The organism is Cereibacter johrii, assembly GCF_001720585.1.
In the GTDB taxonomy this organism is placed as follows: Bacteria; Pseudomonadota; Alphaproteobacteria; order Rhodobacterales; family Rhodobacteraceae; genus Cereibacter_A; species Cereibacter_A johrii.
Genome location: NZ_MABH01000076.1, coordinates 1 through 25,457, shown reverse-complemented (window position 1 = coordinate 25,457; position 25,457 = coordinate 1). Strand labels below are relative to the sequence as shown.

General features: G+C 69.4%; 28 protein-coding genes, 1 tRNA gene and 1 pseudogene. 8 read left to right on the top strand and 22 right to left on the bottom strand.

All coding sequences use genetic code 11. From position 1 onward, the window contains the following. Positions 1-43 precede the first annotated feature (43 nt). Complete coding sequence (locus tag A9O63_RS06030; RefSeq protein WP_069331114.1) at positions 44-352, top strand: hypothetical protein; 309 nt, start codon at positions 44-46, stop codon at positions 350-352. A gap of 101 nt (positions 353-453) precedes the next feature. Here the strand turns inward: A9O63_RS06030 and A9O63_RS06025 are convergent, their stop codons facing one another. The 12 genes from A9O63_RS06025 to A9O63_RS05970 all read right to left on the bottom strand — a co-directional run bounded on the left by A9O63_RS06025 (position 454) and on the right by A9O63_RS05970 (position 11,236). Continuing rightward, positions 454-1,236, bottom strand: a complete 783-nt coding sequence (locus A9O63_RS06025) for an ABC transporter ATP-binding protein (RefSeq protein ID WP_069331113.1) — start codon at positions 1,234-1,236, stop codon at positions 454-456. After that, a complete protein-coding gene (locus A9O63_RS06020) occupies positions 1,233-2,213 on the bottom strand; it encodes an ABC transporter substrate-binding protein (RefSeq protein WP_069331112.1) in 981 nt (326 codons plus the stop codon). The genes A9O63_RS06025 and A9O63_RS06020 overlap by 4 nt, the downstream gene beginning before the upstream one ends. 19 nt (positions 2,214-2,232) lie before the next feature. Continuing rightward, a complete protein-coding gene (locus A9O63_RS06015; protein WP_069331111.1) occupies positions 2,233-3,033 on the bottom strand; it encodes an ABC transporter permease in 801 nt (266 codons plus the stop codon). Positions 3,034-3,147: 114 nt separating this feature from the next. Continuing rightward, positions 3,148-3,840, bottom strand: coding sequence for a phosphate regulon transcriptional regulator PhoB (phoB, locus tag A9O63_RS06010; RefSeq protein WP_069331110.1), 693 nt, complete (start codon positions 3,838-3,840; stop codon positions 3,148-3,150). Further along, positions 3,840-4,568, bottom strand: coding sequence for a phosphate signaling complex protein PhoU (phoU, locus tag A9O63_RS06005; RefSeq protein WP_084295653.1), 729 nt, complete (start codon positions 4,566-4,568; stop codon positions 3,840-3,842). The genes phoB and phoU overlap by 1 nt, the downstream gene beginning before the upstream one ends. Positions 4,569-4,578: 10 nt before the next feature. Continuing rightward, positions 4,579-5,376, bottom strand: coding sequence for a phosphate ABC transporter ATP-binding protein PstB (gene pstB, locus A9O63_RS06000; protein WP_069331109.1), 798 nt, complete (start codon positions 5,374-5,376; stop codon positions 4,579-4,581). A 10-nt stretch (positions 5,377-5,386) separates the two neighbouring features. Next, positions 5,387-6,736, bottom strand: coding sequence for a phosphate ABC transporter permease PstA (gene pstA / locus A9O63_RS05995; RefSeq protein ID WP_069331108.1), 1,350 nt, complete (start codon positions 6,734-6,736; stop codon positions 5,387-5,389). After that, positions 6,733-8,178: a phosphate ABC transporter permease subunit PstC gene (gene pstC, locus A9O63_RS05990; protein ID WP_069331107.1), complete on the bottom strand. Its 1,446-nt coding sequence runs from the start codon at positions 8,176-8,178 to the stop codon at positions 6,733-6,735. Before pstC ends, pstA begins: the two co-directional genes overlap by 4 nt. Before the next feature lie 58 nt (positions 8,179-8,236). Further along, complete coding sequence (locus A9O63_RS05985) at positions 8,237-9,280, bottom strand: PstS family phosphate ABC transporter substrate-binding protein (protein ID WP_069331106.1); 1,044 nt, start codon at positions 9,278-9,280, stop codon at positions 8,237-8,239. Between the two features lie 335 nt (positions 9,281-9,615). Beyond that, the gene (locus tag A9O63_RS05980) at positions 9,616-10,305 is read right to left on the bottom strand and encodes an SOS response-associated peptidase (RefSeq protein WP_084295651.1); all 690 of its coding nucleotides are present in this window, start codon (positions 10,303-10,305) and stop codon (positions 9,616-9,618) included. Positions 10,306-10,315: 10 nt separating this feature from the next. After that, on the bottom strand, positions 10,316-10,663 hold the full coding sequence (locus tag A9O63_RS05975; RefSeq protein WP_084295649.1) for an ArsR/SmtB family transcription factor: 348 nt from the start codon (positions 10,661-10,663) through the stop codon (positions 10,316-10,318). A gap of 72 nt (positions 10,664-10,735) precedes the next feature. Continuing rightward, complete coding sequence (locus tag A9O63_RS05970) at positions 10,736-11,236, bottom strand: flavin reductase family protein (protein WP_069331103.1); 501 nt, start codon at positions 11,234-11,236, stop codon at positions 10,736-10,738. Positions 11,237-11,474: 238 nt separating this feature from the next. On the opposite strand from A9O63_RS05970, the gene A9O63_RS05965 reads away from it, so the two are divergent. Beyond that, positions 11,475-12,470, top strand: a complete 996-nt coding sequence (locus A9O63_RS05965) for a magnesium transporter CorA family protein (RefSeq protein ID WP_069331102.1) — start codon at positions 11,475-11,477, stop codon at positions 12,468-12,470. A gap of 146 nt (positions 12,471-12,616) precedes the next feature. On the opposite strand, the gene A9O63_RS05960 is transcribed toward A9O63_RS05965, so the two are convergent. The 8 genes from A9O63_RS05960 to A9O63_RS05925 all read right to left on the bottom strand — a co-directional run bounded on the left by A9O63_RS05960 (position 12,617) and on the right by A9O63_RS05925 (position 18,259). Further along, positions 12,617-13,693: a 2'-deoxycytidine 5'-triphosphate deaminase gene (locus A9O63_RS05960; protein WP_069331101.1), complete on the bottom strand. Its 1,077-nt coding sequence runs from the start codon at positions 13,691-13,693 to the stop codon at positions 12,617-12,619. A 65-nt stretch (positions 13,694-13,758) separates the two neighbouring features. Then, positions 13,759-13,836 (bottom strand) — tRNA-Pro (locus A9O63_RS05955). Between the two features lie 80 nt (positions 13,837-13,916). Continuing rightward, on the bottom strand, positions 13,917-14,756 hold the full coding sequence (locus A9O63_RS05950) for a MerR family transcriptional regulator (RefSeq protein WP_235836939.1): 840 nt from the start codon (positions 14,754-14,756) through the stop codon (positions 13,917-13,919). Positions 14,757-14,768: 12 nt separating this feature from the next. Continuing rightward, entirely contained in the window at positions 14,769-15,071 is a 303-nt protein-coding gene (gene ihfA / locus A9O63_RS05945) for an integration host factor subunit alpha (RefSeq protein ID WP_002719760.1), read from the bottom strand. 90 nt (positions 15,072-15,161) lie between these two features. Continuing rightward, the gene (locus tag A9O63_RS05940) at positions 15,162-16,133 is read right to left on the bottom strand and encodes a beta-ketoacyl-ACP synthase III (protein WP_069331099.1); all 972 of its coding nucleotides are present in this window, start codon (positions 16,131-16,133) and stop codon (positions 15,162-15,164) included. Between the two features lie 6 nt (positions 16,134-16,139). Beyond that, a complete protein-coding gene (gene plsX / locus A9O63_RS05935; protein WP_069331098.1) occupies positions 16,140-17,255 on the bottom strand; it encodes a phosphate acyltransferase PlsX in 1,116 nt (371 codons plus the stop codon). 26 nt (positions 17,256-17,281) lie between these two features. Further along, positions 17,282-17,488, bottom strand: coding sequence for a 50S ribosomal protein L32 (gene rpmF, locus A9O63_RS05930; protein ID WP_069331097.1), 207 nt, complete (start codon positions 17,486-17,488; stop codon positions 17,282-17,284). Between the two features lie 177 nt (positions 17,489-17,665). Further along, the gene (locus tag A9O63_RS05925) at positions 17,666-18,259 is read right to left on the bottom strand and encodes a YceD family protein (RefSeq protein ID WP_069331096.1); all 594 of its coding nucleotides are present in this window, start codon (positions 18,257-18,259) and stop codon (positions 17,666-17,668) included. Between the two features lie 221 nt (positions 18,260-18,480). Between A9O63_RS05925 and A9O63_RS05920 the strand changes: the two genes are divergently transcribed. Then, positions 18,481-18,978: an outer membrane protein assembly factor BamE gene (locus A9O63_RS05920; protein WP_069331095.1), complete on the top strand. Its 498-nt coding sequence runs from the start codon at positions 18,481-18,483 to the stop codon at positions 18,976-18,978. Between the two features lie 92 nt (positions 18,979-19,070). On the opposite strand, the gene msrB is transcribed toward A9O63_RS05920, so the two are convergent. Beyond that, positions 19,071-19,475: a peptide-methionine (R)-S-oxide reductase MsrB gene (gene msrB / locus A9O63_RS05915; RefSeq protein WP_069331094.1), complete on the bottom strand. Its 405-nt coding sequence runs from the start codon at positions 19,473-19,475 to the stop codon at positions 19,071-19,073. Between the two features lie 106 nt (positions 19,476-19,581). Here msrB and A9O63_RS05910 point away from each other — a divergent pair, with 106 nt between their 5' ends. Further along, positions 19,582-20,334, top strand: coding sequence for a GNAT family N-acetyltransferase (locus A9O63_RS05910; RefSeq protein WP_069331093.1), 753 nt, complete (start codon positions 19,582-19,584; stop codon positions 20,332-20,334). A gap of 6 nt (positions 20,335-20,340) precedes the next feature. On the opposite strand, the gene mnmA is transcribed toward A9O63_RS05910, so the two are convergent. Further along, positions 20,341-21,480: a tRNA 2-thiouridine(34) synthase MnmA gene (gene mnmA, locus A9O63_RS05905; protein WP_069331092.1), complete on the bottom strand. Its 1,140-nt coding sequence runs from the start codon at positions 21,478-21,480 to the stop codon at positions 20,341-20,343. Positions 21,481-21,603: 123 nt separating this feature from the next. Here mnmA and sciP point away from each other — a divergent pair, with 123 nt between their 5' ends. From sciP to A9O63_RS05885, 4 genes and pseudogenes are all read left to right on the top strand, one after another. Further along, complete coding sequence (sciP, locus tag A9O63_RS05900) at positions 21,604-21,882, top strand: CtrA inhibitor SciP (protein ID WP_009564345.1); 279 nt, start codon at positions 21,604-21,606, stop codon at positions 21,880-21,882. A gap of 95 nt (positions 21,883-21,977) precedes the next feature. After that, complete coding sequence (gene ctrA / locus A9O63_RS05895; RefSeq protein WP_069331091.1) at positions 21,978-22,691, top strand: response regulator transcription factor CtrA; 714 nt, start codon at positions 21,978-21,980, stop codon at positions 22,689-22,691. Positions 22,692-22,786: 95 nt separating this feature from the next. Next, positions 22,787-24,901 (top strand): NAD-dependent DNA ligase LigA, encoded by a 2,115-nt coding sequence (gene ligA / locus A9O63_RS05890; RefSeq protein WP_069331090.1) that lies wholly within the window; start codon positions 22,787-22,789, stop codon positions 24,899-24,901. Next, positions 24,898-25,457, top strand: a pseudogene (locus A9O63_RS05885) (ATP-dependent DNA helicase RecG); the annotation flags it as partial. The gene ligA and the pseudogene A9O63_RS05885, both read left to right, overlap by 4 nt.

Below are 25,457 nucleotides of genomic sequence, written 5' to 3'. Positions count from 1 at the left end.
GGCGAGCCCGCCCGGACCTGCGCGGGGGCCTGATGCGGGCGCGGTGCGCGCCGCCCCCGACCTCCATTTCGACGAGAGCCTCAACGATTACCCGACGCTGGCGCGTGCCGACTATATCTTCGCCTGTCTTGCGACCAACGGGCAGGATCGGAACACGATGCGGCGCTGCGCCTGCTCCATCGACGTGATCGCCTCGATCCTGCCCTACGAGGCCTATGAGAAGGCCGAGACCATCCTCTCGATGCGACTGGGGACGGGCGAGCGCGCCGGCCTCTTCCGCATTCCCGCGACACAGGCCGGCGTGGCCGACCTCCGCCGCGCACAGGCGGAAGCCGAGATGACCTGCTTCTGAGGGGCGCCTGACCGCCTTGGGGACTACCGCAGGCCCGCGACCCCGGCCGGCGTGGCGGACCTCCGGCGCGCGCAAGGCGGACGCCGGGATCACCTCCGGGCCTACCGTCGCCCGTGGAAGTCCGAGCCGGGGTCGTTCAGCACCATGTCGCGCAGCCGCTCCCACAGATGGCTGCGCAACTCGGCATAGAGGGGCAGGGCGCGGGTGTCGGTGTCGCGGCGCGGACGGGGGAAGGGCACGGCCACCTCCTCGACCACCCGGCCCGGTCGCGGCGACATGAGGAGGATCCGGTCCGCGAGGATCAGCGCCTCATCGACCGAATGGGTGACGAAGAGCACGGTCGCCGGTCGCCGCTCCAGAAGCCGCATGAGCTCGACCTGCATGAGCTCGCGCGCCTGGGCATCGAGGCTCGCGAAGGGCTCGTCCATCAGCAGGATCTCGGGCTCGGCCGCGAGCGCGCGTGCCAGCGCCAGCCGCTGGCGCATCCCGCCCGACAGCTGGGCGGGCCAGCTTTTCGCGAAGCGCGAAAGACCGACCAGCTCGAGGTAACGGTCGGCCCGCTGCCGCGCCTCGGCTCGCGACAGCCGCGGCAGGGCGAAGGCCACATTCTCGCGCGCGCTCTTCCAGGGGATCAGCCGGAAGGACTGGAACACGAGCGCGGTCTTCTCGCCCGGACGCGGCGGCGCACCCTCGACCGTGACCCGGCCCGCGTCGGGCGCGATCAGCCCCGCCACGAGGCGCAGGAGGGTGGTCTTGCCGCAGCCCGAGGGGCCGAGCACCACCACCACCTCGTCGCGGCCGAGCGACAGCGAGACGTCCTTTAGCGCGGAGACCTCGCCGAAGGCCAGCGACACACGGTCGAGCCGGACGTGTTCGGCCCTCACCCCTGCGCCGGGCCGAGCTTCTGCAGCACCGTCTCCAGCGGCCCGAAGTCCGTCCATTCCTCCAGCCCGACCGGGCGGAGACCCTGGAAATCCTCGGTGCCATACATCCATTCCGTCGTCACCTTCAGTTCCTCGCGCGTGAGCCCGCCGTCGATGCTCCAGCTGTTGCGGTAGGCCCGGGCCAGCGCCTCCAGATCGGCCCGCGGCACGTCGGGGCGCGCCACCGCCATCCGCTCGACCCAGGTCGCGGGATCCTGGAAGTCGCGCGCGGCCAGCACCAGCGCCTCGATCACCGCCTCGACCTCCGCCCGGCGGTTCGTGAGAACCTCGGTCGTGACCGCATTGACCTTGGTCGTGATCGGAGCGGCGGCGAAATAGTCGTCCATCTCCACGAGGATCCGCAGGCCCCCGCGATCCGGCATGGCCGTCCAGGTGCCGATCGACATGGTGGTGGCATCCACCTGACCCGCCAGCAGCGCCTGCGCCCGGACCGCGGGCTGGCCCAGCGGCACGAGGTTCAGCTTCGAGACATCGACCCCCTCGGCCGCCAGAACCTTCGCGCTCAGCGAATGGTCGAGCGAGCCCACCCGGCCGATGCCGAAGCTGCGCCCCTCGAGCGCGCCGGGCGTCTCGATCTCGGGTTTGGACGCGATCAGGAAGGGCAGGGCCTTGTTCGGCGACATCACCGCGCGCAGGTCTGTCGTGCCGCGGGCGGCAAGTTGCAGAAGCGCATCCGTCGAGACATTGGCCATTTCGCCTTCGCCCGCCTGCAGCGCGGCCAGCGCCATCGGCGTCTGCTGGACGCGCACCAGCTCCACCTCCACGCCCGCGCGCTCGAAATAGCCGTTGGCCAGCGCCAGATCCATCACCGAATTGGGCACCAGCGGCGTCTCGAGGTCGCTCACGATGAGACGGAAGGGCTCGGCCGCGGCGGGGGCGGCGAAGGCCAGCAGAAGCAGGGCGAAAAGGCGTTTCATGGATCCTCCGGGGAACGGGTTACGGCCTGTCCGGCAGGCGCCAGCGCGACAGCCGGCCCTCCAGCAGGCGAAGGCTCTCGGTCACGATCACGCCGATCGCGGCGAGAGCCAGCACGATCACGAAATAATCCGCCATGCGGAACGTATTGCCATAGAGGGCGAGGAGCCCGCCGAGGCCGGTCACGGCGGTGTAGAGTTCGGCCACCACGGTGTTGATGAGGCCGATGGTGGCGCCGAGCCTGAGCCCCACCACGAGGAAGGGCAGGGCGCCCGGCAGCACGATATGGAGCTGGATGCGCGCGGCGGAGGCGCCGGTCGAGCGCGCCATCTCGATCAGTTCGCCGTCCCGCGCGAGGACACCCGCATAGGTGTTCAGCACGATGGGCATGACCGCGCCGAGAAAGACGATCATCGCCTTGGCTTCGGTGCCGAGCCCCAGGAGCACGATGATGAGCGGGATGAAGGCCACCCGCGGCGTGGCGGCCAGCGCGAAGACGAAGATGTCGAGCGTGCGCCCGAAGAGCCGCACCATGCCCATCAGCGCGCCCAGCGGAATGCCCACCAGCACTGCGGCCCCGAGGCCGGTGCCGTAGGTGAGGAGGCTCTGGCCGATGGCGGTCTGGAGCCGTCCCTCGGCCCAGAGCCGCGCCGCCGCCTGGGCGGTGGTGGCGGGCGAGGGGATCAGTCCGCGCGGGACCGTGGCCGAGGCCAGGCCCCAGAGGAGGAGCAGGAGTCCGAGGAAAAGAAGGCGCAGCACAAGGACGGTTCCGGCCCCCGCCGGCCGCAGGCTTCGGCCGCCCGTCCCTGTCCATCCCGCCATCCGACCCCTCCCCGGGCGCTGTCGGCCGAGCCTTGCAGGATCGAAGGGGGACGGCAATCCCACTTTAGGTTGAGGGCTGGAAAACCCCGCGAAAGCAGGCGGCTGGCCGGCGGCTCAGCCCAGCGCGTAGCCTGCGCCGCGCACGGTGCGGACAGGATCCTCTCCGCCGTGGAGGCAGAGCGCCTTGCGCAGCCGGCCGACATGAACATCGACTGTACGGCTGTCAACATAGATGTCGCGGCCCCAGACCCGGTCGAGCAATTGCTCGCGGCTCCAGACCCGGCCGGGCTTCTCCATGAAGGTCGAGAGCAGCCGGAACTCCGTCGGCCCGAGCTTCAGGAGTTGTCCGCCACGGTGCACCTTGTGGGTCTCGGGATCGAGGCGGATATCCTCGAACTCGAGCGTCAGGCCCACGCTCGAGGGCCGGGCCCGCCGGAGCTGGCTGCGCACCCGCGCCATGAGCTCGACCACCGAGTAGGGTTTGACCACATAATCGTCGGCCCCGGTCTCGAGGCCGCGCACCCGGTCCACCTCTTCGGAGCGGGCCGAGAGCATGATGATCGGCACCGAGCGCGTCGAGGGGCGGGATTTGAGCTGGCGGCAGACCTCGATCCCGGAGACCGAGGGCAGCATCCAGTCGAGCACGATCACGTCGGGCCCCGCTTCCTCGACGAGCATCAGCGCCTCGTCGCCGTTGCCGGCCTGCACCACCCGGAAGCCCTCGGACTCGAGGTTGTAGGACAGGACCTCGCGCTGTGCCGGCTCGTCCTCGACGAGCAGGACCACGGGCTGATCGGCTGGCGACATCAGTCGGCCCCCTGGGCAGGCATGCCGATGCTGGACGCTGTCATGTCGGCCTTCGGCCGCGGCTCTTCGGGCAGGTTGCCGGTCACCAGATAAATCACCTGCTCGGCGATCGAGGTGGCATGGTCGCCCATCCGCTCGATGTTCTTGGCGATGAAATGCAGATGCATGCAGGCGGTGATGTTGCGCGGATCCTCCATCATGTGGGTGAGGAACTCGCGGAACAGGGCATTGTACATCTGGTCGACCTCGCGGTCGCGCTGGCGCACGTCCGCGGCGAGCTGGGCGTCGCGGTGAATGTAGCTGTCGAGCGCATCCTTGAGCAGCAGTTCGACCGCATTGGCCATGCGCCGGATCGAGCCCGTCGAGTCGCCCACCTGCGCCAGCTGACCCAGAACGACCGAGCGCTTGGCGAGGTTCTTGGCATAGTCGCCGCAGCGTTCGAGCGCCGCCGCGATCTTGATGACGGTCAGCACGGTGCGCAGGTCGGTCGCCGTAGGCGAGCGCAGCGCAATCAGCCGCGCGGCCTCGGCCTGGATGCGCTCCTCGAGCGCGTCGATGGCCGCGTCGTTGCGCCGCACCTGTTCGGCCAGCTCCTCGTCGCGGGTTTCGAGCGCCTGGGCTGCATCGAGGATCGCCGCCTCGACCATGCCGCCCATCTTCATGATGAGGGCCTGCACGGCCTCGAGATCGCGGTCGAAGGCCTGGAAGATATGGGGTTCTGTCATCATGCGGTCCTCCTCAGCCGATCCGGCCCGAGATGTAGCTTTCCGTGCGGGGATCACGCGGATTGGTGAAGATCTGGCCGGTCTCGCCGTATTCGACAAGGCGACCCAGGTGGAAGAAGGCGGTGCGTTGGCTCACGCGTGCGGCCTGCTGCATCGAGTGGGTAACGATCACCACCGAGAATTGTGCGCGCAGCTCGTCGATCAGCTCTTCGATCTGGGCGGTGGCGATCGGGTCGAGCGCCGAGCAGGGCTCGTCCATCAGCAGCACTTCGGGCGAGGTAGCGATGGCGCGGGCGATGCAGAGCCGCTGCTGCTGGCCGCCCGAGAGGCCGGTGCCGGGCGAGGACAGGCGGTCCTTCGCCTCGTTCCAGAGCGCGGCGCGGCGGAGCGCGCTTTCCACGATCTCGTCGATCTCGGCCTTCGAGCGCGCGAGCCCGTGGATGCGCGGCCCGTAGGCCACGTTGTCGTAGATCGACTTGGGGAAGGGGTTCGGCTTCTGGAACACCATGCCCACCTTGGCGCGCAGCTGCACCGGATCGACGCGGGCGTCGTAGATGTCTTGCCCGTCGAGGGTGATCTTGCCCTCGACCCGGCACCCCGGGATCGTGTCGTTCATGCGGTTCAGGCAGCGCAGGAAGGTCGACTTGCCGCAGCCCGAGGGGCCGATGAAGGCGGTGACGGTCTTGCCGAGGATGTCCACATCCACGTCGCGGAGGGCGTGGTTGGTGCCATAGTAGACCTGCGCCTTGCGGGCGGCGATCTTGACCTCGTCGGCGCTCACGATGCGGTCTGCGTAACGGATGTCGTCCATGAAAGCCTCCTTACCAGCGACGCTCGAAGCGGCGGCGAAGAATGATGGCGGCGGCGTTCATGCAGATGAGGAACGCGAGCAGCACGATGATGGCTCCCGAGGCCCGCTCGACGAAGGCGGGGTCGGCGCGCTGGGTGAAGTTGTAGACCTGCACCGGCAGGGCCGAGGCGGGATCGAAGAAGCCCTCGGGCGGGGCGGCCGGATATTCGCGGACGAAGGCCACCATGCCGATCAGCAGGAGCGGCGCGGTCTCGCCCAGGGCGCGGGCCATGCCGATGATCGTGCCGGTGAGGATGCCGGGCAGGGCCAGCGGCAGCACATGGTGGAAGACGGCCTGCATCCGCGAGGCGCCGACGCCGAGGGCTGCGTCGCGGATCGAGGGCGGCACCGCGGCGAGGCTGACCCGGGTTGCGATGATGATGGTGGGCAGCGTCATCAGCGTGAGGATCAGGCCGCCCACGATGGGGGCCGACTGCGGCAGGCCCATCATGTTGATGAAGATGGCGAGGCCCAGGATCCCGAAGACGATCGAGGGGACGGCCGCGAGGTTCGCGATATTCACCTCGATCAGGTCGGTCCAGCGGTTCTTCGGCGCGAATTCCTCGAGATAGATCGAGGCGGCGACGCCGATGGGCAGAGCCAGAACCAGCACGATGATCATCATGTAGGCCGAGCCCAGGATGGCCACGCCCAGCCCCGCGGCCTCGGGGCGCACCTCGGAGGCGTCGGACCCCAGGAGGAAGTCGGGGTTGAAGGCCAGCGTGATGAGGCCCGCCTCGCGCATCCGCTGGGCAAGGCCCAGCTGCTCGGGCGTCACGTTGCTGTCGAGCTCGGCGCTCTCCATCGTGACGCGGCCCTTGAAGAAGCCGTCCACCCGGCCGTTGGCGAGCGCCCGGAAGGTGATGGTCTCGCCCACGAGCGCGGGGTTGGCCAGCACGCGGTTGCGCAGGGTGGCCGCGGCTTCCTTGGACAGGAGGCCCGCGATGTCCTTGTCGCTGATGCCTTCGGTCTTGAGGCCCGCGGCGGCGACGGCCGCCACCATCGAGGCCTCGAGCTGCCGCCCGTAGCCGATGGTCGTGACCTTCTTCATCTCGTCGATGTTGCGGTTGCCCTTGGGGTCCACGATCCTGGCATCGAGCGTCAGCGGGATCTCGACGAAGGTCTGGCGGAAGGCGCCGGCGCCGTTGCCGATCACCGAGCTCAGGAGCACGACGAGGGCGAGGATCGACAGACCGACGGCGGTCAGCCCGTAGGCGCGGAAGCGGCGTTCGGCGGCATTGCGGCGGCGGGGGCGGTTGTCGGGGGCAAAGAGCGTGCCCGCGCGCGGGGCCTGGCTCTCGGGGGCGGTGGCGTCGGTCATTCGTACTGCTCCCGGTATTTGCGCACGATGTAGAGGGCGAGGACGTTCAGCACCAGCGTGATGACGAAGAGCGTGAGACCCAGCGCGAAGGCCACCAGCGTCTCGGGCGAGGCGAATTCGGTGTCGCCGGTGAGCTGGCTCACGATCTTCACCGTGACGGTGGTCATGGCCTCGAACGGGTTCATCGAGAGTTTGGCCGCGGCGCCCGCGCCCAAGACCACGATCATGGTCTCGCCGATGGCGCGGCTCGCCCCGAGGAGGATCGCCCCCACGATGCCGGGCAGCGCCGCGGGCAGGATCACCTGCTTCACGGTCTCCGACTGCGTGGCGCCGAGCCCGTAGGAGCCGTCGCGCAGCGATTGCGGCACGGCGTTGATGATGTCGTCGGACAGGGACGAGATGAAGGGGATCAGCATGATCCCCATCACGAGGCCCGCCGTCATCACCGAGGAGGAGGAGGAGCCGAGCCCGAGCGGCTGGGCGAACCAGTCGCGCAGCGCAGGGCCCACGGTGATGAGGGCGAAGAGGCCGTAGACGATGGTGGGGATGCCCGCGAGGATCTCGATGGCGGGCTTGGCCCAGCCCCGCGTGCGCGGCCCGGCATATTCCGACAGGTAGATCGCGGTCAGAAGCCCGATCGGCACCGCCACCACGAGGGCGATGATCGAGATATAGATCGTGCCCCACAGGAGCGGCCAGATGCCGAGGTCGGAGCCGCCGCGGAACTGCGGGTTCCAGGTCAGGCTGAAGAAGAAGTCCTGCGCCGGATAGAGGCGGAAGAAATGCATCGTCTCGAAGACGAGCGAGAGCACGATCCCCACGGTCGTCGCCACCGCCACCAGCGAGGCCGCGATCAGGATCCACATGATGAAGCGCTCGGACACGTTGCGGGCGCGGAAGTCCGGCGCTGTGCGCAGGAGGGCCAGGGCTACGCCGCCGAGGCTTGCGCCGAGCACGAGGACGGACATCCAGAGGCCGAAGCTCGCCTGCAGCGCGCGATGGGCCCGGGCGGCGTCCAGCGTCTGCGGCGTGATGTCGGCCACAGCCGCGCCGACCGCGCGCAGACGCGGCGCGAGCCCTTCGGGCGTGAGCGCCGCCAGATCGCGGTCCGAGAGGCCCTCGGCCACCACGAGCCGGTCGAGGCCCTCCGAGATGCGCCGCACCTCGGCCATGGCGAGGCTTGCGGTCGTGGCGTCGTCGGTGGCGGGCAGGAGGGTTGCCACGCGGAGCTCGATCACGAGCGGTTGGACGCCAAGCCACAGCACCAGCAGCGCCAGCGCCGGAACCGCGGTCAGCAGCGCCGCATGCTGGCCGTAGTGGCCGGGCAGGGAATGCAGCCGGCGCGGATCCCCGCCCGCGCGGGAAAGCGCGAAACGCCTGCCGGCCACGAAGGCTGCGGCGGAGAGGATCAGGACGGCCAGAACGAGGGTGCCGAGGCTCATGCTATGTCCGGTCAAAGGAAGGAGGCGGCGCGGGGAACCTCGCGCCGCCGGGGGAGGGTCAGTTGCTCAGCGGGCCCATCGGCTCGCGGTTGGCGACCATTTCCTGCGTCTTGGCCAGCTCGGGATCCGAGACGAGGCCATAGGCCGCGAGCGGGCCGTCGGGGCCGGCCATCTCGTCGGAGACGAAGAACTCGATATATTCCTGCAGGCCCGGGATCACGTCGAGATGAGCGTTCTTGACGTAGAAGTAGAGCGGGCGCGACACCGGATAGTCGCCGGCGGCGATGGTCTCGACCGACGGGGTGACGCCCGACATGGTGGCGACCTTCAGCTTGTCGGTGTTGTTCTGGTAGAACGACAGGCCGAACACGCCGATGGCGTCCTTGTTGGCGCTGATGCGCGAGAGCGTCTCGGTATAGTCGCCGTCGATGTCGACCGAGGCACCGTCGGTGCGCAGCGTCATGCAGAGCTCTTCGGCCTTGTCCTCGTCGCCGCCGTTCGCGGCCGCGAAGGCCTCCATGGCGCCGCTTTCCTCGCAGCCGGCGAGGATCACCTTCTCGTCGAACACTTCACGGGTGCCGTGCTTGGTGCCCGGGATGAAGGCGAGGATCGGCTGGTCGGAGAGATCGCCGTTCACGTCCTTCCAGCTCTTGTTCGGGTTGGCCACGAGCTTGCCGTCGACCACCACCTGGGCTGCCAGCGCCTTGAACCAGTCGGCCGGGGTGAAGGCGAAGTCCGGGCCCTGGATGTCCGAGGCGAAGACGATCCCGTCGTAGCCGATGCGCACTTCCATGATCTCGTTCACGCCGTTCTGGGCGCAGAGGTCGATGTCGGACTGCTTGATGCGCGAAGAGGAGTTGGCGATGTCGATGGTGTTCTCGCCCACGCCTTCACAGAGTTTCTTGCGGCCCGCGCCCGAGCCGCCGGATTCGACGACCGGCGTCGGAAAGTCGAAGTTCTCGCCGAAGGCTTCGGCCACGATGGTGGCATAGGGCAGCACGGTCGAGGAGCCGGCGCTCTGGATGTTGTCGCGGGCCGCGGCAATGCCTGCGGACGCGGCGACCACGGCCAGCGACGACACCGTGAGCTTGAGAAGGGACATGGTTAACTCCTGTCGGTTGGGACGGCCGCGCCGGGCGACCTCGGGGCCGTCCTAGACCTCCTGCGAGTCGGGTTTATTGCGGTTTGGTGACAGTTTTGTAACGAAGCCCGGCCGGGGACGCCGCAAGGCCGCGATATTCCGATGCGCCTGCGGGGGGAGAAACGGGCCTTGGCCGCCCGCCGCCGTGCAGGACAGCGCCCCGGCTACTGGGGCTGTCTTGCCGCCCGCCGCCGCGAAGAACAGCCTCTTCCCCGGTGTCGGTGTCGGTGTCGGTGTCGGTGCCGGCGCAGGCTTGCGGGCGGCTCTCCGCCGCGTCGGCCGGGGGCCGCACCGGGTCAGAGGGAAAAGAGATCCGGCGCCACGGGCTCGATCGGCTCGATGAGATCGGGGCCCTCGTTGCGGATCGAGCTGACCGTCCGCGCGACCTCGTGCCAGCCCAGCGCCTCCATCGGCAGGCGGGGCAGCTCCTCGATCGGGTAGCCGCCGAGCCAGAGGGTTGCCGTCTCGAGACCCATCATCACCGGCATCCGGTCGTGCACCTGTGCCAGCGCGCCGCGCACGGGCTCCGTCAGGACGGCGCAGGTCGGCCCCTCGTAATCGGGCAGGCGCACCCGGTTTTCGAGCCCCGCCATGAGGAGGGCCGGCGCATTGCCCGAGGGGCGGATGTAGTGGGGATATTTCCCCCCGCCGCGCCCCTGCCACTCGTAATAGCCCGAGGCCAGCACGAGGCAGCGTCCGCCGCGATAGGCTGCGCGGAAGCTCGGCGCGGTCGCCACGCTCTCGATGCGCGCGTTGATGGTGGTGGCCTTCCAGTCCTTCAGGCTGCCGCGATGAAAGGCGGGAATCAGCCCCCAGCGGGCGAGATCGCCCTGAAGACCCTCGGCGCCCTGCCGCACGATGGGAATCATCGCCGTCGGCGGCACGTTGTAGCGGGTCTCGATCTCGGCCGCGCCGGGCGCGAGCCCCTGCATCCAGCCGGCAAGCTGCGCCCAGGTCAGCTCCTTGTGGGCCATGCGTCCGCACATGGCCTGCGCCTCAGGGCCGGCAGAACATGTCGTAGAGCAGCACCATGGCGCGGCTCACCTTGGGATCGGCGATGGAATACCAGATCGTCTTGCCCTCGCGCCGGGCCGACACCAGCCCCTCCTGCCGGAGCCGGGCGAGCTGCTGGCTGACGGCCGCCTGCCGCGAGGCGAGGAGCGCCTCGAGCTCGGTCACCGACCGCTCGCCGTTCGAGAGATGGCAGAGGATCATCAGCCGTCCCTCGTGCGAGAGCGCCTTGAGAAAACCTGCGGCCGCCTGTGCCTGCATCACCATCTGCTCGGGCGGCACCGGCGCCGCTTCGTGAGCGTCCAGTTGCGGGTCGGGCAGGTCGAAGGACATGGGCTTGGAACTCCTCATCGGGAGCACATGTAGCATGGCGGGCGGCCCGTGGCGAGATGCCGCAAGGTGAGGTCAGCTCTCGGCGAGGAAGCGCCCGAACCGGCCCTGCGAAAAGAGAAGCGGCGCGCCCGGCCGCATGGTGGCCCGCAGCACCGAGCCCAGCACGATCGCATGGTCGCCGCCCTCGTGCAGGGCGGCCTGCCGGCAGTCGAACCGGGCGAGCGGGGCGGGCAGGAGCGGCACGCCCTCTGGATTCGACCAGTAGCTCAGGCCCTCGAAGCCTGCGCCGCCGCGGGTGAAGCGCGCGGCGAGATCGCCCTGATCGGCGTCGAGCACATGGATCGCATAGTGCGTGGCATTGGCGAAGAGGTCGAACCGGCTGGAGGACCGGGCCGGAGACCAGAGCACCAGCGGCGGGTCGAGCGAGACCGAGGCGAAGCTGTTGGCGGTTATGCCGGCCGGCCCGTCGTCCGTCAGCACCGTCACCACGGTCACGCCCGTCGCGAACCGGCCGAGCGCGTCGCGGAAGGCGCGCGCATCGGCGTCAGGGGCGAAGAGGATCTCCTCGGTCATCCGGGCTCTCCTTCGGGCCGGCCCCGGCGGGCGGGCCGCGGGCAACTGGTCTCGTTTCGCCTGCGCGACCGGAAGGCGCTCGGGCGGGCTTTCCGTCTCACGATCCGCGGCGATGTGCAATGCGTCGGAAGCGTCAGTGCAGCAGGAGAGGCGCGCGAGAGGGCCCCGGTTCCCGTGCGATCCGCCCTTGCCGCGCCGGATGGCTGCGCTAAGCCAGAGCAGTCAGCCGGAGGTGGCCATGCTGTTCGCCTATCAGAGAAACGGGGCCAAGTTGCGCCGCCTGCCGCCCGCGGCCGAGCCGGAGGCCGCGGCCTGCCTGGCCTCGGCCATCTGGATCGACCTCTACAAGCCGCTTCCGGGTCAGGTCGAGGCGGTCCGGCAGCTGGGGATCGAGGTGCCGACGCTCGCCGACATGGAGGAGATCGAGGTCTCGAGCCGCCTCTACCGCGAGGAGGGGCTCGACTACATGACGGTGGTGCTGCCGGGCCAGACCGAGCTGAAGGAGCAGATCTCCTCGCCCGTCTGCTTCGTGCTCTCGTCCGAGCGGCTCGTGACGGTGCGCCATCATGTGCCGCGTCCCTTCGAGACCTACCCCGAGCGGGCCGACAAGGTGGGCCTCGGCTGCGCCCGCCCCGAGCAGGTGTTTCTCGGGCTGATCGAGGAGATCGTGGGGCGGCTCGCGGATCTGATGGAGGGATCGGGGCGGAGCCTCGACACGGTCTCGCGGGCGATCTTCCAGCCGCCGGTCGCCACACGCTCTCTCGGCGCGCCCGCGCCCGAGCGGCTGCAGGAGCTGCTGGAGCAGGTCGGGCGCGAGGGCGAGCGGCTGGCCCACATCCGCCTCGCGCTCCTGACGCTGGAGCGGGCGGTCGGCTTCTTCGCCCAGACCGTGCCCGACCGGATCGAGCAGGAGGGGCTGAAGCCCGCGATCAAGAGCCTGCAGCGCGACATTGCGGCGATGGAGGTCCATGCCGATTTCGTCTCGCAGCGGGTGGCGCTGGCGACGGATGCCACGCTCGGGATGATCAACCTCGCGCAGAACGCCACCGTGAAGATCGTCTCCGTGGTGGCGGTGCTGTTCCTGCCGCCCACGCTGGTGGCGAGCATCTACGGGATGAACTTCGCCCATATGCCCGAACTGGAGCGTCCCTGGGGCTATCCGGGCGCGCTGGGGCTGATGCTGGCCTCGGCCGCCGGTGCCTGGGCCTATTTCAAGTGGAAGAAGTGGTTGTGAGGGGCGGCTGGGAGCCATCCCCTTAGCCCGTCCGCCCGGTCATGGCGCTGAGGGCAGCCGTTCCGCCCGGGCGGGCCCGGAGCGGCGGCGCGGGGCAGGGCACAGCCGCTGCGGCATCGGCCCGCCTAGCGGCGCTCTCCGCCCGGTCAGCCGGCCCGGAAATGTTTCGCGAGCTTCAGCCCCTGGCCCTGATAGTTCGAGGCGATGCCCGCGCCATAGAGCATGTCCGGGCGCTCCTCCATCCGCTCGTAGACGAGGCGACCCACCACCTGCCCATGTTCGAGCGCGAAGGGCGCCTCGTGGCAGCGCACTTCCAGAACCCCGCGCGACCCCGTGCCGCCGGCCTGCGCATGGCCGAATCCCGGATCGAAGAAGCCCGCGTAATGGACGCGAAATTCGCCCACCATGGCGAGGTAGGGCGCCATCTCGGCGGCGTGATCGGGCGGGATCGTCACCGCCTCGCGGCTGACGAGAATGTAGAAGGCGCCCGGATCGAGGATGATGCGCCCGTCGCGCGCCCGCACCTCCTCCCAGAAGTCCGATGCCGGATAGTGGCCGATGCGGTCGAGATCGATCAGGCCGGTGTGGGGCTTGGCCCGGTAGCCCACGAGATCCCCTTCGAGGGGGCGCAGATCGACCGAGAAGCCGAGCCCGCCCGAGATCACCGGCGTGCCATCGACGAGCGGCTCGCGCGCATGAAGCGCGGCCAGCTCCACATCCGAAAGCGTAGCCTCGCCCGCGCGGAAGCGGATCTGGTTCAGCCGCATTCCGGGGCGGACGAGGACCGAGAAGCTGCGCGGGCAGACCTCGGCATAGAGCGGGCCCCGGTAGCCGTCGCGGATCCGGTCGAATTCGGTGCCGCCGTCGGCGATGGTGCGGGTCAGCAGGTCGAGCCGTCCGGTGGAGCTCTTGGCATTGGCCACGGCCGAGACGCCCGGCGGCAGCGCGAGGCTCTCCATCAGCGGGATGACATAGACGCAGCCCTTCTCGAGCACCGCGCCCTCCGTCAGGTCCACCCGGTGCATCTCGAATTCGGCGAGGCGCTCGGCCACCGAACGGCCCGCGCCCGCGAGAAACGAGGCGCGCACGCGATAGGCCACGCGGCCGAGCCGCAGGTCGAGGCTCGCGGGCTGGATCTGTCCGGCGATCGGGGGAATGTCGGCGGCGATGGCGCCCGAGGCGATCAGCGACCGGATCCGTTGCGATGCGAGAACTCCGGCCATCCCTCTCTCCTCGACAGGCTTTCTGATGCAAAGAAGCCCGCCTCGAGAGAGGCGGGCTTCTTTGTTGGTCGGGCCGGCGAGATTCGAACTCGCGACCTTCCGCCCCCCAGACGGACGCGCTAACCAGGCTGCGCCACGGCCCGACAGGCGGGATACATAACGAGATTTACCGCGGGAGCAAGCGGGAAACGCACCGGATCTCCCGCCTTCTTGCGCGTGCCCGTCACGCCTGCCGAAGCCGGTCGCGCAAGGCCAGCAGGCGTTCGCGCAAGGCCAGCGCCTCGGCCCGCCGGGGGTGGAGACAGCCCGCGGGAAGCGCCCGCAGCCGCGCGGGACGCCATGTCACCGCGGCGTCCTCGTCCGAATCATTCGACGCGCCATCCGATTCGCTTTCCGTCGCGCGGGGCAGGGCGATTTCCGCGGCGGGGCGATCAGCCCCGGGCTTCGGCAGGAGGGGGGACGCACCGCGCCGCAGCCGTGCCGGAACCTCGCCCGGATCGCGCCGCGCGACCAGGGGCTCCGGCGGGGACCAGGCAAAGGGCGCCTCGGGTTCGGCCTCGGCGTCGGGCATGTGCGGCGGATCGGCCGGGGCCTCCTCGGTCGGCGCCGGCTGGGGATCGGAGAGAGCGGATGCGTCCGGGGATGCGGCTTTCGCGGCCGCGGGGCGGCGCGGGGTCTCTGCCCGCTGCGGCTCGCGCGCGAAGGGCACCACCTCGCCACGCGGCTCTCCCGCCTCCTCCTCGACCGCGGCGAAGGGCGCCTCGTCCAGGGCGTGATCGTCGGGGCCGGGGTCCTGTCCGCCGAGGCGCGCCACATGGCGCACGCCCTGCTCGCGCAGGATCTTCTGCACGCCGCGGATGGTCAGTCCCTCGTCATGGAGCAGCCGGCGAATGCCCGCGAGCAGGGCCACGTCGGAGGGCCGGTAGTAGCGCCGCCCGCCCGCCCGCTTGACGGGGCGGATCTGCGGGAAGCGGCTCTCCCAGAAGCGCAGCACATGGGCCGGCGTCTGCAGGATGTCGGCGACCTCGCTGATCGTGCGGAAGGCTTCAGCCGATTTTTCCATCCGCATGTCCGATCAGTTCTTGCCGCCGGCGGCAACACGCTCCTTCATCAGATGCGAGGGGCGGAAGGTGAGGACGCGGCGGGGCGAGATCGGCACCTCGTCGCCCGTCTTGGGGTTGCGGCCGATCCGGGCCGACTTGTCGCGCACCGTGAAGGTGCCGAAGGACGAGATCTTCACCGTCTCGCCCGAGGCCAAGGCGTCCGACACATGCTGGAGCACGGACTCCACCAGCTGCGCGGATTCATTGCGAGACAGGCCCACTTCGCGAAACACCGCTTCGCTCAGGTCCATGCGCGTCAAGGTCTTGTCGCTCATCACATTCCCCACCCAAGGTTTCGCCACAGGATGAGGTATGAAGGATTCCGAGTCAATATCAACGGCTTGGAGCAGGCCGTTGAGACAGCTCTACCAGCGGAGGACCACCGAGCCCCAGGCGAGCCCGCCGCCGATCGCTTCGGTGACCAGAAGGTCGCCTTCCTTGATCTGCCCGCGTGCCTTGCCGACCGAGAGCGCCAGGGGAATCGAGGCGGCCGAGGTGTTGCCGTGATCCTGCACCGTCAGGATCACACGGTCCATCGGAACCTGCATCCGCTGGGCGGTGGCCGAGATGATGCGCAGGTTGGCCTGATGCGGCACGATCCAGTCGACATCGCCCGCGCCGAGGCCCGCCTTCTCCAGCGCCGTATGGGCTGTTTCGGCAAGTTTCTCAACGGCATGGCGGAAGCCCTCGCGCCCCTGCATCCGCAGGTGTCCCGTGGTGCCGGTCGAGGAGCCGCCGTCGACATAGAGCAGGTCCTTGAAGCGGCCGTCCGAATGCAGGTCGGTCGAGAGGATGCCGCGGTCGGCGGAGGTGCCGGCGCTTTCGGTGGCCTCGAGCACGACCGCGCCCGCGCCATCGCCGAAGAGGACGCAGGTGGCCCGGTCGTTCCAGTCCATCAGGCGGCTGAAGGTCTCGGCCCCGATCACGAGCACGCGCTGCGCCTGACCCGAGCGGATCAGCGCATCGGCATTGGACAGCGCATAGACGAAGCCCGCGCAGACCGCCTGCACGTCGAAGGCGAAGCCGCGGGTCATGCCCAGCGCCGCCTGAACCATGGTGGCGGCGGAGGGGAAGGTGAGATCGGCCGTGGAGGTGGCGACGATCAGCGTGTCGATGTCGTCCGGCTGAAGCCCCGCATCCGCGAGAGCCGCGCGCGCCGCGCGGGCGGCGAGGTCGGAGGTCGTCTGCCCCTCCGCCGCGAAATGCCGCCGCTCGATGCCCGACCGGGTCCGGATCCATTCGTCGGTCGTCTCGACGATCGCCTCGAGTTCGGAGTTCGGGACGACACGGTCGGGCAGATAGTGCCCGACGCCCCTCACCACGGCGCGTATTGTCATTCAGCTCTACCGTTTCTCAGATCTGCCGGGGGCGGCCATCTCGTCCTGCGGGGCATCCTGCCCCGCCCGTCCGGCGGATGCAAGCCGTGCCGCCAGCCGCTCGTGGAAGCCCGATTGTGCGAGCCGGGCCGCCAGTGCGATCGCCGCGGCGACCCCCGTGCCATCGGCGGAGCCGTGCGATTTCACCACGGTTCCGTTCAGCCCGAGAAAGACGCCGCCGTTCACGCGGCGCGGATCGATGCGCTTCTGCAGCCGCTTGAGCGAGCCCAGCGCCAGAACCGCCGCCATCTTCGACAGGATGTTCGCGCCGAAAGCCTCGCGGAGGAAATCCGAGATCAGCTTGGCGGTGCCTTCGCCCGTCTTCAGCGCCACGTTGCCGGTGAACCCGTCCGTGACGATCACGTCGCAGCGGCGGCCGGGAATGTCGCCGCCCTCGATGAAGCCCACGAATTCATAGGCGCCGGCCGCGGCATTGGCCGAGATCAGATCCTGGGCCACCTTGAGTTCGGCGCGGCCCTTGTGCTCCTCGGTGCCCACATTGAGCAGGCCCACGCGGGGACGCTCGAGGCTGAGGCCGTTGCGGGCATAGGAGGCGCCCATCAGGGCATATTGTGCAAGATCCTCGGCGTCGGCCTTGATGTCGGCGCCCACGTCCAGCATCACGTTGAAGCCGCCGGGATTGCGCGAGGGCCACATGCAGGCGATGGCCGGCCGGTTGACGCCGGGCAGCTTGCGCAGCCGGATCATCGAGACCGCCATCAGCGCGCCCGTGTTGCCGCAGGAGACGGCGACGGTCGCCTCGCCCGCGCGGACGCTCTCGATGCAGGACCACATGGAGGTGCCTTCGCCATGGCGCATGACCTGGCTCGGCTTGTCGTTCATCGTGACCACGCGCGGGGCGTGGCGGATCTCGCAGCGACCCGTGAGGTCCTTGCGCTTGGCGATCATCGGGCCAAGATGGGCCTCGTCACCATGGACGATGAAGTAGGCGCCGGGGATGGCTGTGGCGGATTCGGCGAGGCCGGCCACCACAGCGGCCGGACCCCGGTCTCCGCCCATCGCATCGACGGAAATGACTATGCGTCCTGCGCCCGTCGCCTGGAATGCGGTTTCGCTTGCCATGCGTTGGGGGGGAGGTCAGGCGCGGCTTACGCCGCGTCCTCGTCCAGATCGGTTTCCGTCGTCACCGCCACCACTTCGCGCGAGTCATAGTGACCGCAGGCGCCGCAGACGTGGTGCGGGCGCTTCAGTTCGCCGCAGTTCGGGCACTCGGCCGGATTGGAAGCGACGAGCGCGTCGTGCGAGCGACGCATGTTGCGCCGGGAGCGGGTGACTCGGTTCTGAGGGACAGCCATGTCTCAACCTCGTGTTACGGAGGGGCCAGGCCCCTGTTTTGCCTTGGGGATTCGCGCGCTTCCCCAAGGGGCGGGCGCTTGTGATCCGCGTGTCGAACGAGGCGCGGAACATAGTGGGATTCTGGCCCGGCGCAAGCCCCTTTCTCTCGGGGGGCAGGGCCGGGGCCGGGGGCCGCGTCAGCCGTCGCCCTCGCTGCCGCCCGCGGGCTCGTCGCCGCCCATCCTGCGGCGGAGCTCGGCAAGGCTCGCGAAGGGTTTCAGGTCGGTGTCCGAGAGCGGGGCCGCGCCGGGGGGCGCGAAACTTGCCGCGTCGAGTTCCGCCCCCGGCGCGCGGGGATAGAGCGGCAGCGCGAGGGCGAGGGCCTCGACCGCGACGGCGCCGGCGTCGATCACCTCGGGCAGGGGTTCGCTGTCGTCCTCGGGGATCTCGACCTCGTCGCCCTCGGGGACGGTGTAGTTGGCAAGGTAGTGCCGGCTCACCGCCTCCTCGATCCGGGTCGTGACGGGGGCCAGCGTGACCGAGCAGGGCTGCACCACGGTGGCTGCAAGCCGCCCCTCGAGCTCGAAGTCGCGCTTGCCCATCGGGCGGATCTCGCCCTTGAAGCTCATGCCGCGCACGGCGCTGATGCCGAGGAGGGCCGCAACCAGCCCCTGTACCTCGGCGTCGGGTTCGACGCGGAAGCGGGTGGGGCGGTTGGCGGAGAGGGCAGCCACCCGGAACGGGCAGGAGAGGGGCAGATCGGCACTCGAGACTTGGAAGGGTTCCGGCATGACGCGGTTTCTTTCCGGTTTTCGGGCGGTTGCAGGCGCGTTGTCCGCGCCGCGGGCCGCCGGTGGGGGCGCAGGCGGCGGGGCTGCCGGGGCGCAGGGTGCCGGCCCTCGTTCCTTCCTTGAACAGAGGCCGGACCTTCTGTAAGCCGGTGGCTGAGCCGCAGACGGTCCATCGTCGCGTTCGGGATACGGGGCTTCGCCCCGCAAGGCAAGAGGTCGTCATGGCGCGGGAAGTCAGGATCGGAGCAGCGCAGAACCGGCGGGGCCTGCGCAGGTTGGCGCTGGGACTGTCGCTCGCCGTCGTGGTGGCCGCCTGCCAGCCGATCTACCGCAACCACGGCTATGTGCCGGCCGAGATCGACCTGCAGCGGATCGAGGTCGGCCGCGACACCCGCGACAGCGTGGCCGAGATCGTGGGCCGGCCGTCGGCCTCGACGCTCCTGAACGACAGTGGCTGGGACTATGTGCAGAGCCGCTACCGCCATTACGGCGCCCGCGAGCCGCAGGAGGTGGACCGTCAGGTGGTGGCGATCACCTTCAACCCGTCGGGCACCGTGCGCAACATCGAACGGTTCGGCCTCGAGAAGGGGCAGATCGTGCCGCTGTCGCGCCGCGTCACCGACACGACGATCGAGGGCACGGGCTTCCTGCGCCAACTCTTCGGCAACATCGGCGCGCTGCGGACGCAGGACATGATCAACGACAACGGCATCCGCTGAGCCGCTCGGCCGGACGGAGCCGGGGGCTTCGCGCCCCCGGACCCCCGCGGGATATTTGAGCCAGAATGAAGGGCGCGCCCGCGGAGGGCGGACTAGCCCTTCGGCTCGAAGGTCATGGCCACGCCATTCATGCAGTAGCGCAGGCCCGTCGGCTGCGGGCCGTCGGGAAAGACATGGCCCAGATGCGCCTCGCAGCGCGCGCAATGCACCTCGGTGCGGCGCATGAAGAAGCTGCGGTCCACGCTGGTCTCGACCGCTTCGGGATCGATCGGGGCCCAGAAGCTGGGCCAGCCGGTGCCGCTCTCGAACTTCTGCGCCTGATCGAAGAGCGGGGCGCCGCAGCCCACGCAGTGGAAGACGCCGGGCTCCTTCGGGAAATCGTCGTGCGTTCCGGCCCGTTCGGTGCCGTGCTTGCGCGTCACCTTGTAGGCGAGCTCGGAGAGCTGTGCCCTCCATTCCGCATCGCTCTTCACCACCTTCTCGCGCTCGTCGGTCATCTGCCTCTCCCGCTGCTGGCGCGGCCCCTTGACCGCTTGCGCCCTTCGATGGCGCGGCTCATATCTAGGCGCGCCGTTCCGCTGCGCAAGTCACGAGGAGGTGTCGATGCTCGCGCTCAGCAGGGGCCGCTATCTGGCGCGGCCGGCCGCGGGCCATGGGGACCTGCGCCGGGCGCAGGAGCTCCGCTGGCTGGCCTTTCATGCGCGCCGTGCGGGAAGCGGGGCCTCGGGACTGGACGCCGACCGGTTCGACGGGGCCTGCAGCCACATGCTGATCGAGGAGGCGGAGAGCGGGGCGCTGGTCGGCTGTTTCCGCTTCCTGACGCTCGCCAGCGGGCGCGAGATCGGCCGCAGCTACTCGGCGCAGTTCTACGAGCTTTCGGCACTCGAGGGCTTCGCGGGGCCGATGGTCGAGATGGGGCGCTTCTGCATCCATCCCGAGCGGCGCGACCCGGACATCCTGCGCGTGGCTTGGGGCGCCCTGACCCGGCATGTGGACCGGGCCGGGATCGAGATGCTCTTCGGCTGCTGCTCGTTCCACGGCACCGAGCCCGAGGCCTATCTCGACACGTTCGCCATGCTGAAGGAGCGTCATCTCGCGCCGCAGCGCTGGCTGCCGCGGGTGAAGGCCGCGTCGGTCTACCGCTTCGCCCAGCGTCTCGCACGGCGCGAGCCGGATGCCCGGCGCGCGATGCTGCAGATGCCGCCCCTGCTCAGGACCTATCTCATGATGGGGGGGTGGGTGTCCGATCACGCGGTGGTGGACCGCGAGATGGACACGCTCCATGTCTTCACCGGGCTCGAGATCGGCGCCATTCCCGCGCGCCGCGTGCAGGCCCTGCGCGCCGTGGCGGGCTGAGCGCGCTCAGCGGGTGCCGCGCCAGATCCAGCCGCCGCCCAGGATGCGGCTGTCGCCCGGCGCGTAGAAGACGCAGGCCTGGCCCGGCGAGACGCCGTCCTCGGGGGCGATCAGCTCCACCTCGGCCTCGGTGTCCGACAGGGGCCGGATCACCGCCTCGCGCGGGGCCCGGGTGGAGCGCACCTTGGCCATCACCTGCCATTCGGAGCGGGAGGTGAGCGGGGCATCGCCCAGCCAGTTGATCTCGCGCACCGGGACGATGCGGGTCGAGAGCGCTTCCTTCGGGCCCACGATCACCTGCCGCCGCTCGGGATCGAGCCGCACCACATAGAGCGGATCGCCGAGCCCGCCGATGCCGAGGCCGCGCCTCTGGCCGATCGTGTAATGGATGACGCCGCGGTGCTCGCCGAGCACGCGGCCGGAGAGATCCACGATCTCGCCCGGGTCGGCCGCGCCGGGGCGCAGCTTCTGGATCACCTCGGCATAGTTGCCGTTCGGCACGAAGCAGATGTCCTGGCTGTCGGGCTTGTCGGCCACGGGCAGCCCGTGCCGCGCGGCCAGAGCGCGGGTCTCGGCCTTCGAGGCGAGATGGCCGAGCGGGAAGCGCAGGAAGGCCAGCTGCTCGGGCGTGGTCGAGAAGAGGAAATAGCTCTGATCGCGCGCGGGATCGGCCGCGCAATGCAGCTCGGGGCCCGCCGGGCCCATCTTGCGCTGGATATAGTGGCCCGTGGCCATGCAGTCGGCGTCGAGATCCTTCGCCGTCTGCAGCAGATCCTTGAACTTCACCCGCTCGTTGCAGCGGATGCAGGGCACCGGCGTGGCCCCGGCCAGATAGGCGTCGGCGAACTCGTCGATCACCGCCTCGCGGAAGGTGTTCTCGTAATCGAGCACATAATGGGGAAAGCCCATCGTCTCGGCCACGCGGCGCGCATCGTGGATGTCGCGGCCGGCGCAGCAGGCGCCCTTCTTGGCCAGCGCCGCGCCATGGTCGTAGAGCTGGAGCGTGACGCCCACCACGTCGTAGCCCTCGGCGGCGAGCTCGGCCGCCACCACGGAACTGTCGACGCCGCCCGACATGGCCACCACCACACGGGTGGCGGCGGGGGGCTTGGCGAAACCCAGCGAATTGAGCGGATGGTCGAGCATGGCTGCGCGCCTTCGGATCGGTGAAGCGCGCAATATAAGAAAATGCCGCGCAGTCTCAACCCCTCGTTTCACCGATGATTAAGGCCGCTCCGTCAGCCTTTCCGCCTGATGGAGGGATGAGGGATGTATCTCAAGCGCGTTGATGGTCCGCGGCAGGTGACGCTGCCCGACGGGACCGTTCTGAGCCGGGCCGACCTGCCGCCGCCCGACACGCGGCGCTGGGTTGCAAGCCGCAAGGCGGCCGTCGTGAAGGCGGTGATCCATGGTCTCATCACCGAGCGCGAGGCGCTGGACCGCTACGGCCTGTCGGAAGAGGAGTTCGCCCTGTGGCGGGCGGCGGTGGCCGCGCATGGCGAGAAGGCGCTGAAGGTCACGATGATCCAAAAATATCGGCAACTTTAGATTGTATTCAGCTTCGCCTATGCGAGAGTAACTCATGATTAACCATTGGGCATCATTGTAGTTAATACCTAGGGTGGCGATGCGGAGCGCAAGTGATGAGAATACTGCTGGTGGAGGATGATCCGACCACGTCCCGCAGCATCGAACTGATGCTGACTCATGCGAATCTGAACGTCTATTGCACCGATCTCGGCGAGGACGGAATCGATCTGGCCAAGCTCTACGACTACGATCTCATTCTGCTGGATCTCAACCTGCCCGACATGAGCGGGCACGAGGTCCTGCGCCAGCTCCGCCTCGCGCGGGTGGACACGCCGATCCTGATCCTGTCCGGTGCCGATGATACCGAGAACAAGATCAAGGGCTTCGGCTTCGGCGCCGACGACTACATGACCAAGCCCTTCCACCGCGAGGAGCTGGTCGCCCGCATTCATGCCATCATCCGCCGCTCGAAGGGCCATGCCCAGTCCGTGATCCGGACCGGCAAGATCCTCGTCAATCTTGACGCGAAGACCGTCGAGGTCGAGGGCAAGCCCGTGCATCTGACAGGCAAGGAGTATCAGATGCTGGAGCTGCTCTCCCTGCGCAAGGGCACGACCCTGACGAAGGAGATGTTTCTTAATCATCTTTACGGAGGCATGGACGAGCCCGAACTCAAGATCATCGATGTGTTCATCTGCAAGCTGCGCAAGAAGCTGGCCGAGGCCACGGGGGGCGAGAGCTACATCGAGACGGTCTGGGGCCGGGGCTATGTCCTGCGCGATCCGGTGACGACCGAGACCGACCGGCGGGTCGCCATCGGCGCCTGACCGGCCCGCCGGGGGCGTGGCCGCCTCGGACAGGCGGGCTGGACGAGGCTCGGGCGGTTGCCTAAAGCTGCGGAGGGCGCAGGCGGGGGACCCTCATGCAGGACGAGAGGCCGGTGGATCAACTGACCGAGGCGGAAGCCGCGGCCGAGCTTGCACGGCTGGCCGAGGCGATCGAGGCTGCGAATACCGCCTACCACACCCACGACGCGCCGCAGATCAGCGACGCGGACTATGATGCGCTCAAGCTGCGCAACCGGGCCATCGAGAAGCAGTTCCCCGAGCTGCGCCGGACCGACAGCCCGAGCGACCGGGTGGGCGGGGCGCTGGCCGAAGGATTCGCGAAGGTCCGCCACGAGGTGCGGATGCTCTCGCTCGAGAATGCGTTCGACCTTGCCGAGGTCGAGGATTGGATCGAGCGGATCCGCCGTTATCTCGGTCATGTGGGCGACCTTCTGTTCACGGCCGAGCCGAAGATCGACGGGCTCTCGCTGTCGCTCCGCTACGAGAAGGGGCGTCTCGTGCAGGCCGCGACCCGCGGCGACGGCGAGACCGGCGAGAATGTGACCGAGAACGCCCGCACCATCGCGGACCTGCCCATCGACCTCGACGGCGCGCCGGACCTGCTCGAGGTGCGCGGCGAGGTCTACATGAGCCACGAGGATTTCGCGGCGCTGAATGTCCGGCAGGAGGCCGCGGGACAGCGCCTCTTCGCCAATCCGAGGAATGCCGCCGCAGGCTCGCTCCGCCAGCTCGATCCGGGCGTCACGGCCTCGCGCCCGCTTCGTTTCTTCGCCTATGCCTGGGGCGCCCATTCCGAGCCGCTGGCCGCCACGCAGCACGAGGCCATCGCCCGTCTGGGCGCGCTCGGCTTTGCCACGACCCCGCTCCCCCGCCTCTGCACGGGGCCCGACGAACTGCTGGCCCAATATGCCGAGATCGAGGGGCAGCGCGCGGCGCTGGGCTATGACATCGACGGCGTGGTCTACAAGGTCGACGATCTGGCGCTTCAGCGGCGGCTGGGCTTTCGGGCCTCGACGCCGCGCTGGGCCATCGCGCACAAGTTCGCGGCCCAGCTCGCCTGGACCCAGCTCGAAGGCATCGACATCCAGGTGGGCCGCACCGGCGCCCTGTCGCCGGTGGCGCGCCTCAAGCCGGTGACGGTGGGCGGGGTCGTCGTGGCCAACGCCACGCTGCACAACGAGGATTACATCGCCGGCCGCGATTCGAAGGGGCAGGAGATCCGCGGCGGCAAGGACATCCGCGTGGGCGACTGGGTGCAGGTCTACCGCGCGGGCGACGTGATCCCCAAGGTGGCCGATGTCGATCTCGACCGCCGCCCCGAAGGGGCCGAGCCCTACCGCTTTCCCGAGACCTGCCCCGACTGCGGCTCCGAAGCCATCCGTGAGCCGGGCGATTCGGTGCGCCGCTGCACGGGCGGCCTGATCTGCCCGGCCCAGCAGGTCGAGCGGCTGAAACATTTCGTCTCGCGCGCGGCCTTCGACATCGAGGGTCTCGGCGCAAAGCAGGTCGAGGCGCTCTGGCGCGACGGCTGGATCCGCCAGCCCGCCGACATCTTCGAGCTGCCGAACCGCTACCGCGAGGGGATCCAGCGGCTCGAGAACCGCGAGGGCTGGGGACGGAAATCGGCCGAGAATCTCTTCGCGGCCATCGAGGCGCGGCGGCGGATCGCGCTCCACCGGCTGATCTTCGCGCTGGGCATCCGCCATGTGGGCGAGACCACGGCCACGCTTCTGGCCACCCATTACGGCTCCTGGGCCGCCTTCGAGGCCGCGATGACCCGCGCCGAGGTGGGCGCGGGGCCCGAGTGGCAGGATCTTCTCTCCATCGACGGGGTGGGGGCGGTGCTCGCCACCTCGCTCGTCACGGCCTTCCATCAGGAGGCGGAACGGGCGGCGGTCGAGACGCTCGCGGCCCATCTGACGGTCGAGGATGCCGAGGTGCGTGCCCCGGTCGAGAGCCCCATCGCGGGCAGGATCGTGGTCTTCACCGGCACGCTCGAGAAGATGTCGCGCGCCGAGGCCAAGGCGCGGGCCGAGGCTCTGGGGGCGAAAGTGTCCGGCTCGGTCTCGGCCAAGACCGATCTCGTGGTGGCGGGGCCGGGGGCGGGGTCCAAGGCCAAGCAGGCCGCGGCGCTCGGCATCGAGACGATCGACGAGGACGGCTGGCTGCGCCTGATCGGGGACGCATGAGCCGGCCGGAGATCCTCTTTCCGCTCTTCGCCGATCTGGAGACGCTGGAGGGGGTGGGCCCCAAGTCCGCCAAGGCCTTCGCGGGGCTGGGCGTGACCCGGCCGAAGGACCTCCTGTTCCTGCTGCCCCATTCCGCGGTGGATCGCAGCCGCCGCGCCTCGATCCGCGATGTCCTGCCGCCGGTGACGGCCACGGTCGAGGTGACGGTCGGCGCCCACTTTCCGCCGCGGCGCAAGGGCGGCCCCTACCGGATTGCCGTGCGCGATGCCGAGGCCGAATTCACGCTCGTCTTCTTCCACGCCCGCGGCGACTATCTGATGAAGCTCCTGCCGCCGGGCGAGCAGCGGCTCGTCTCGGGCCGGATCGAGGTCTTCGACGGCATGGCGCAGATGGTCCATCCCGATCATGTGCTGCCGCCCGAGGAGGCCGCGGCCTTGCCCGCCTGCGAGCCCGTCTATCCGCTGACGGCGGGGCTCACGCAGAAACTGGTGGCGAAGGCTGCGTCGGCGGCCCTCCTGCGCCTGCCGGAGCCCGCCGAATGGATCGACCCGGGCCT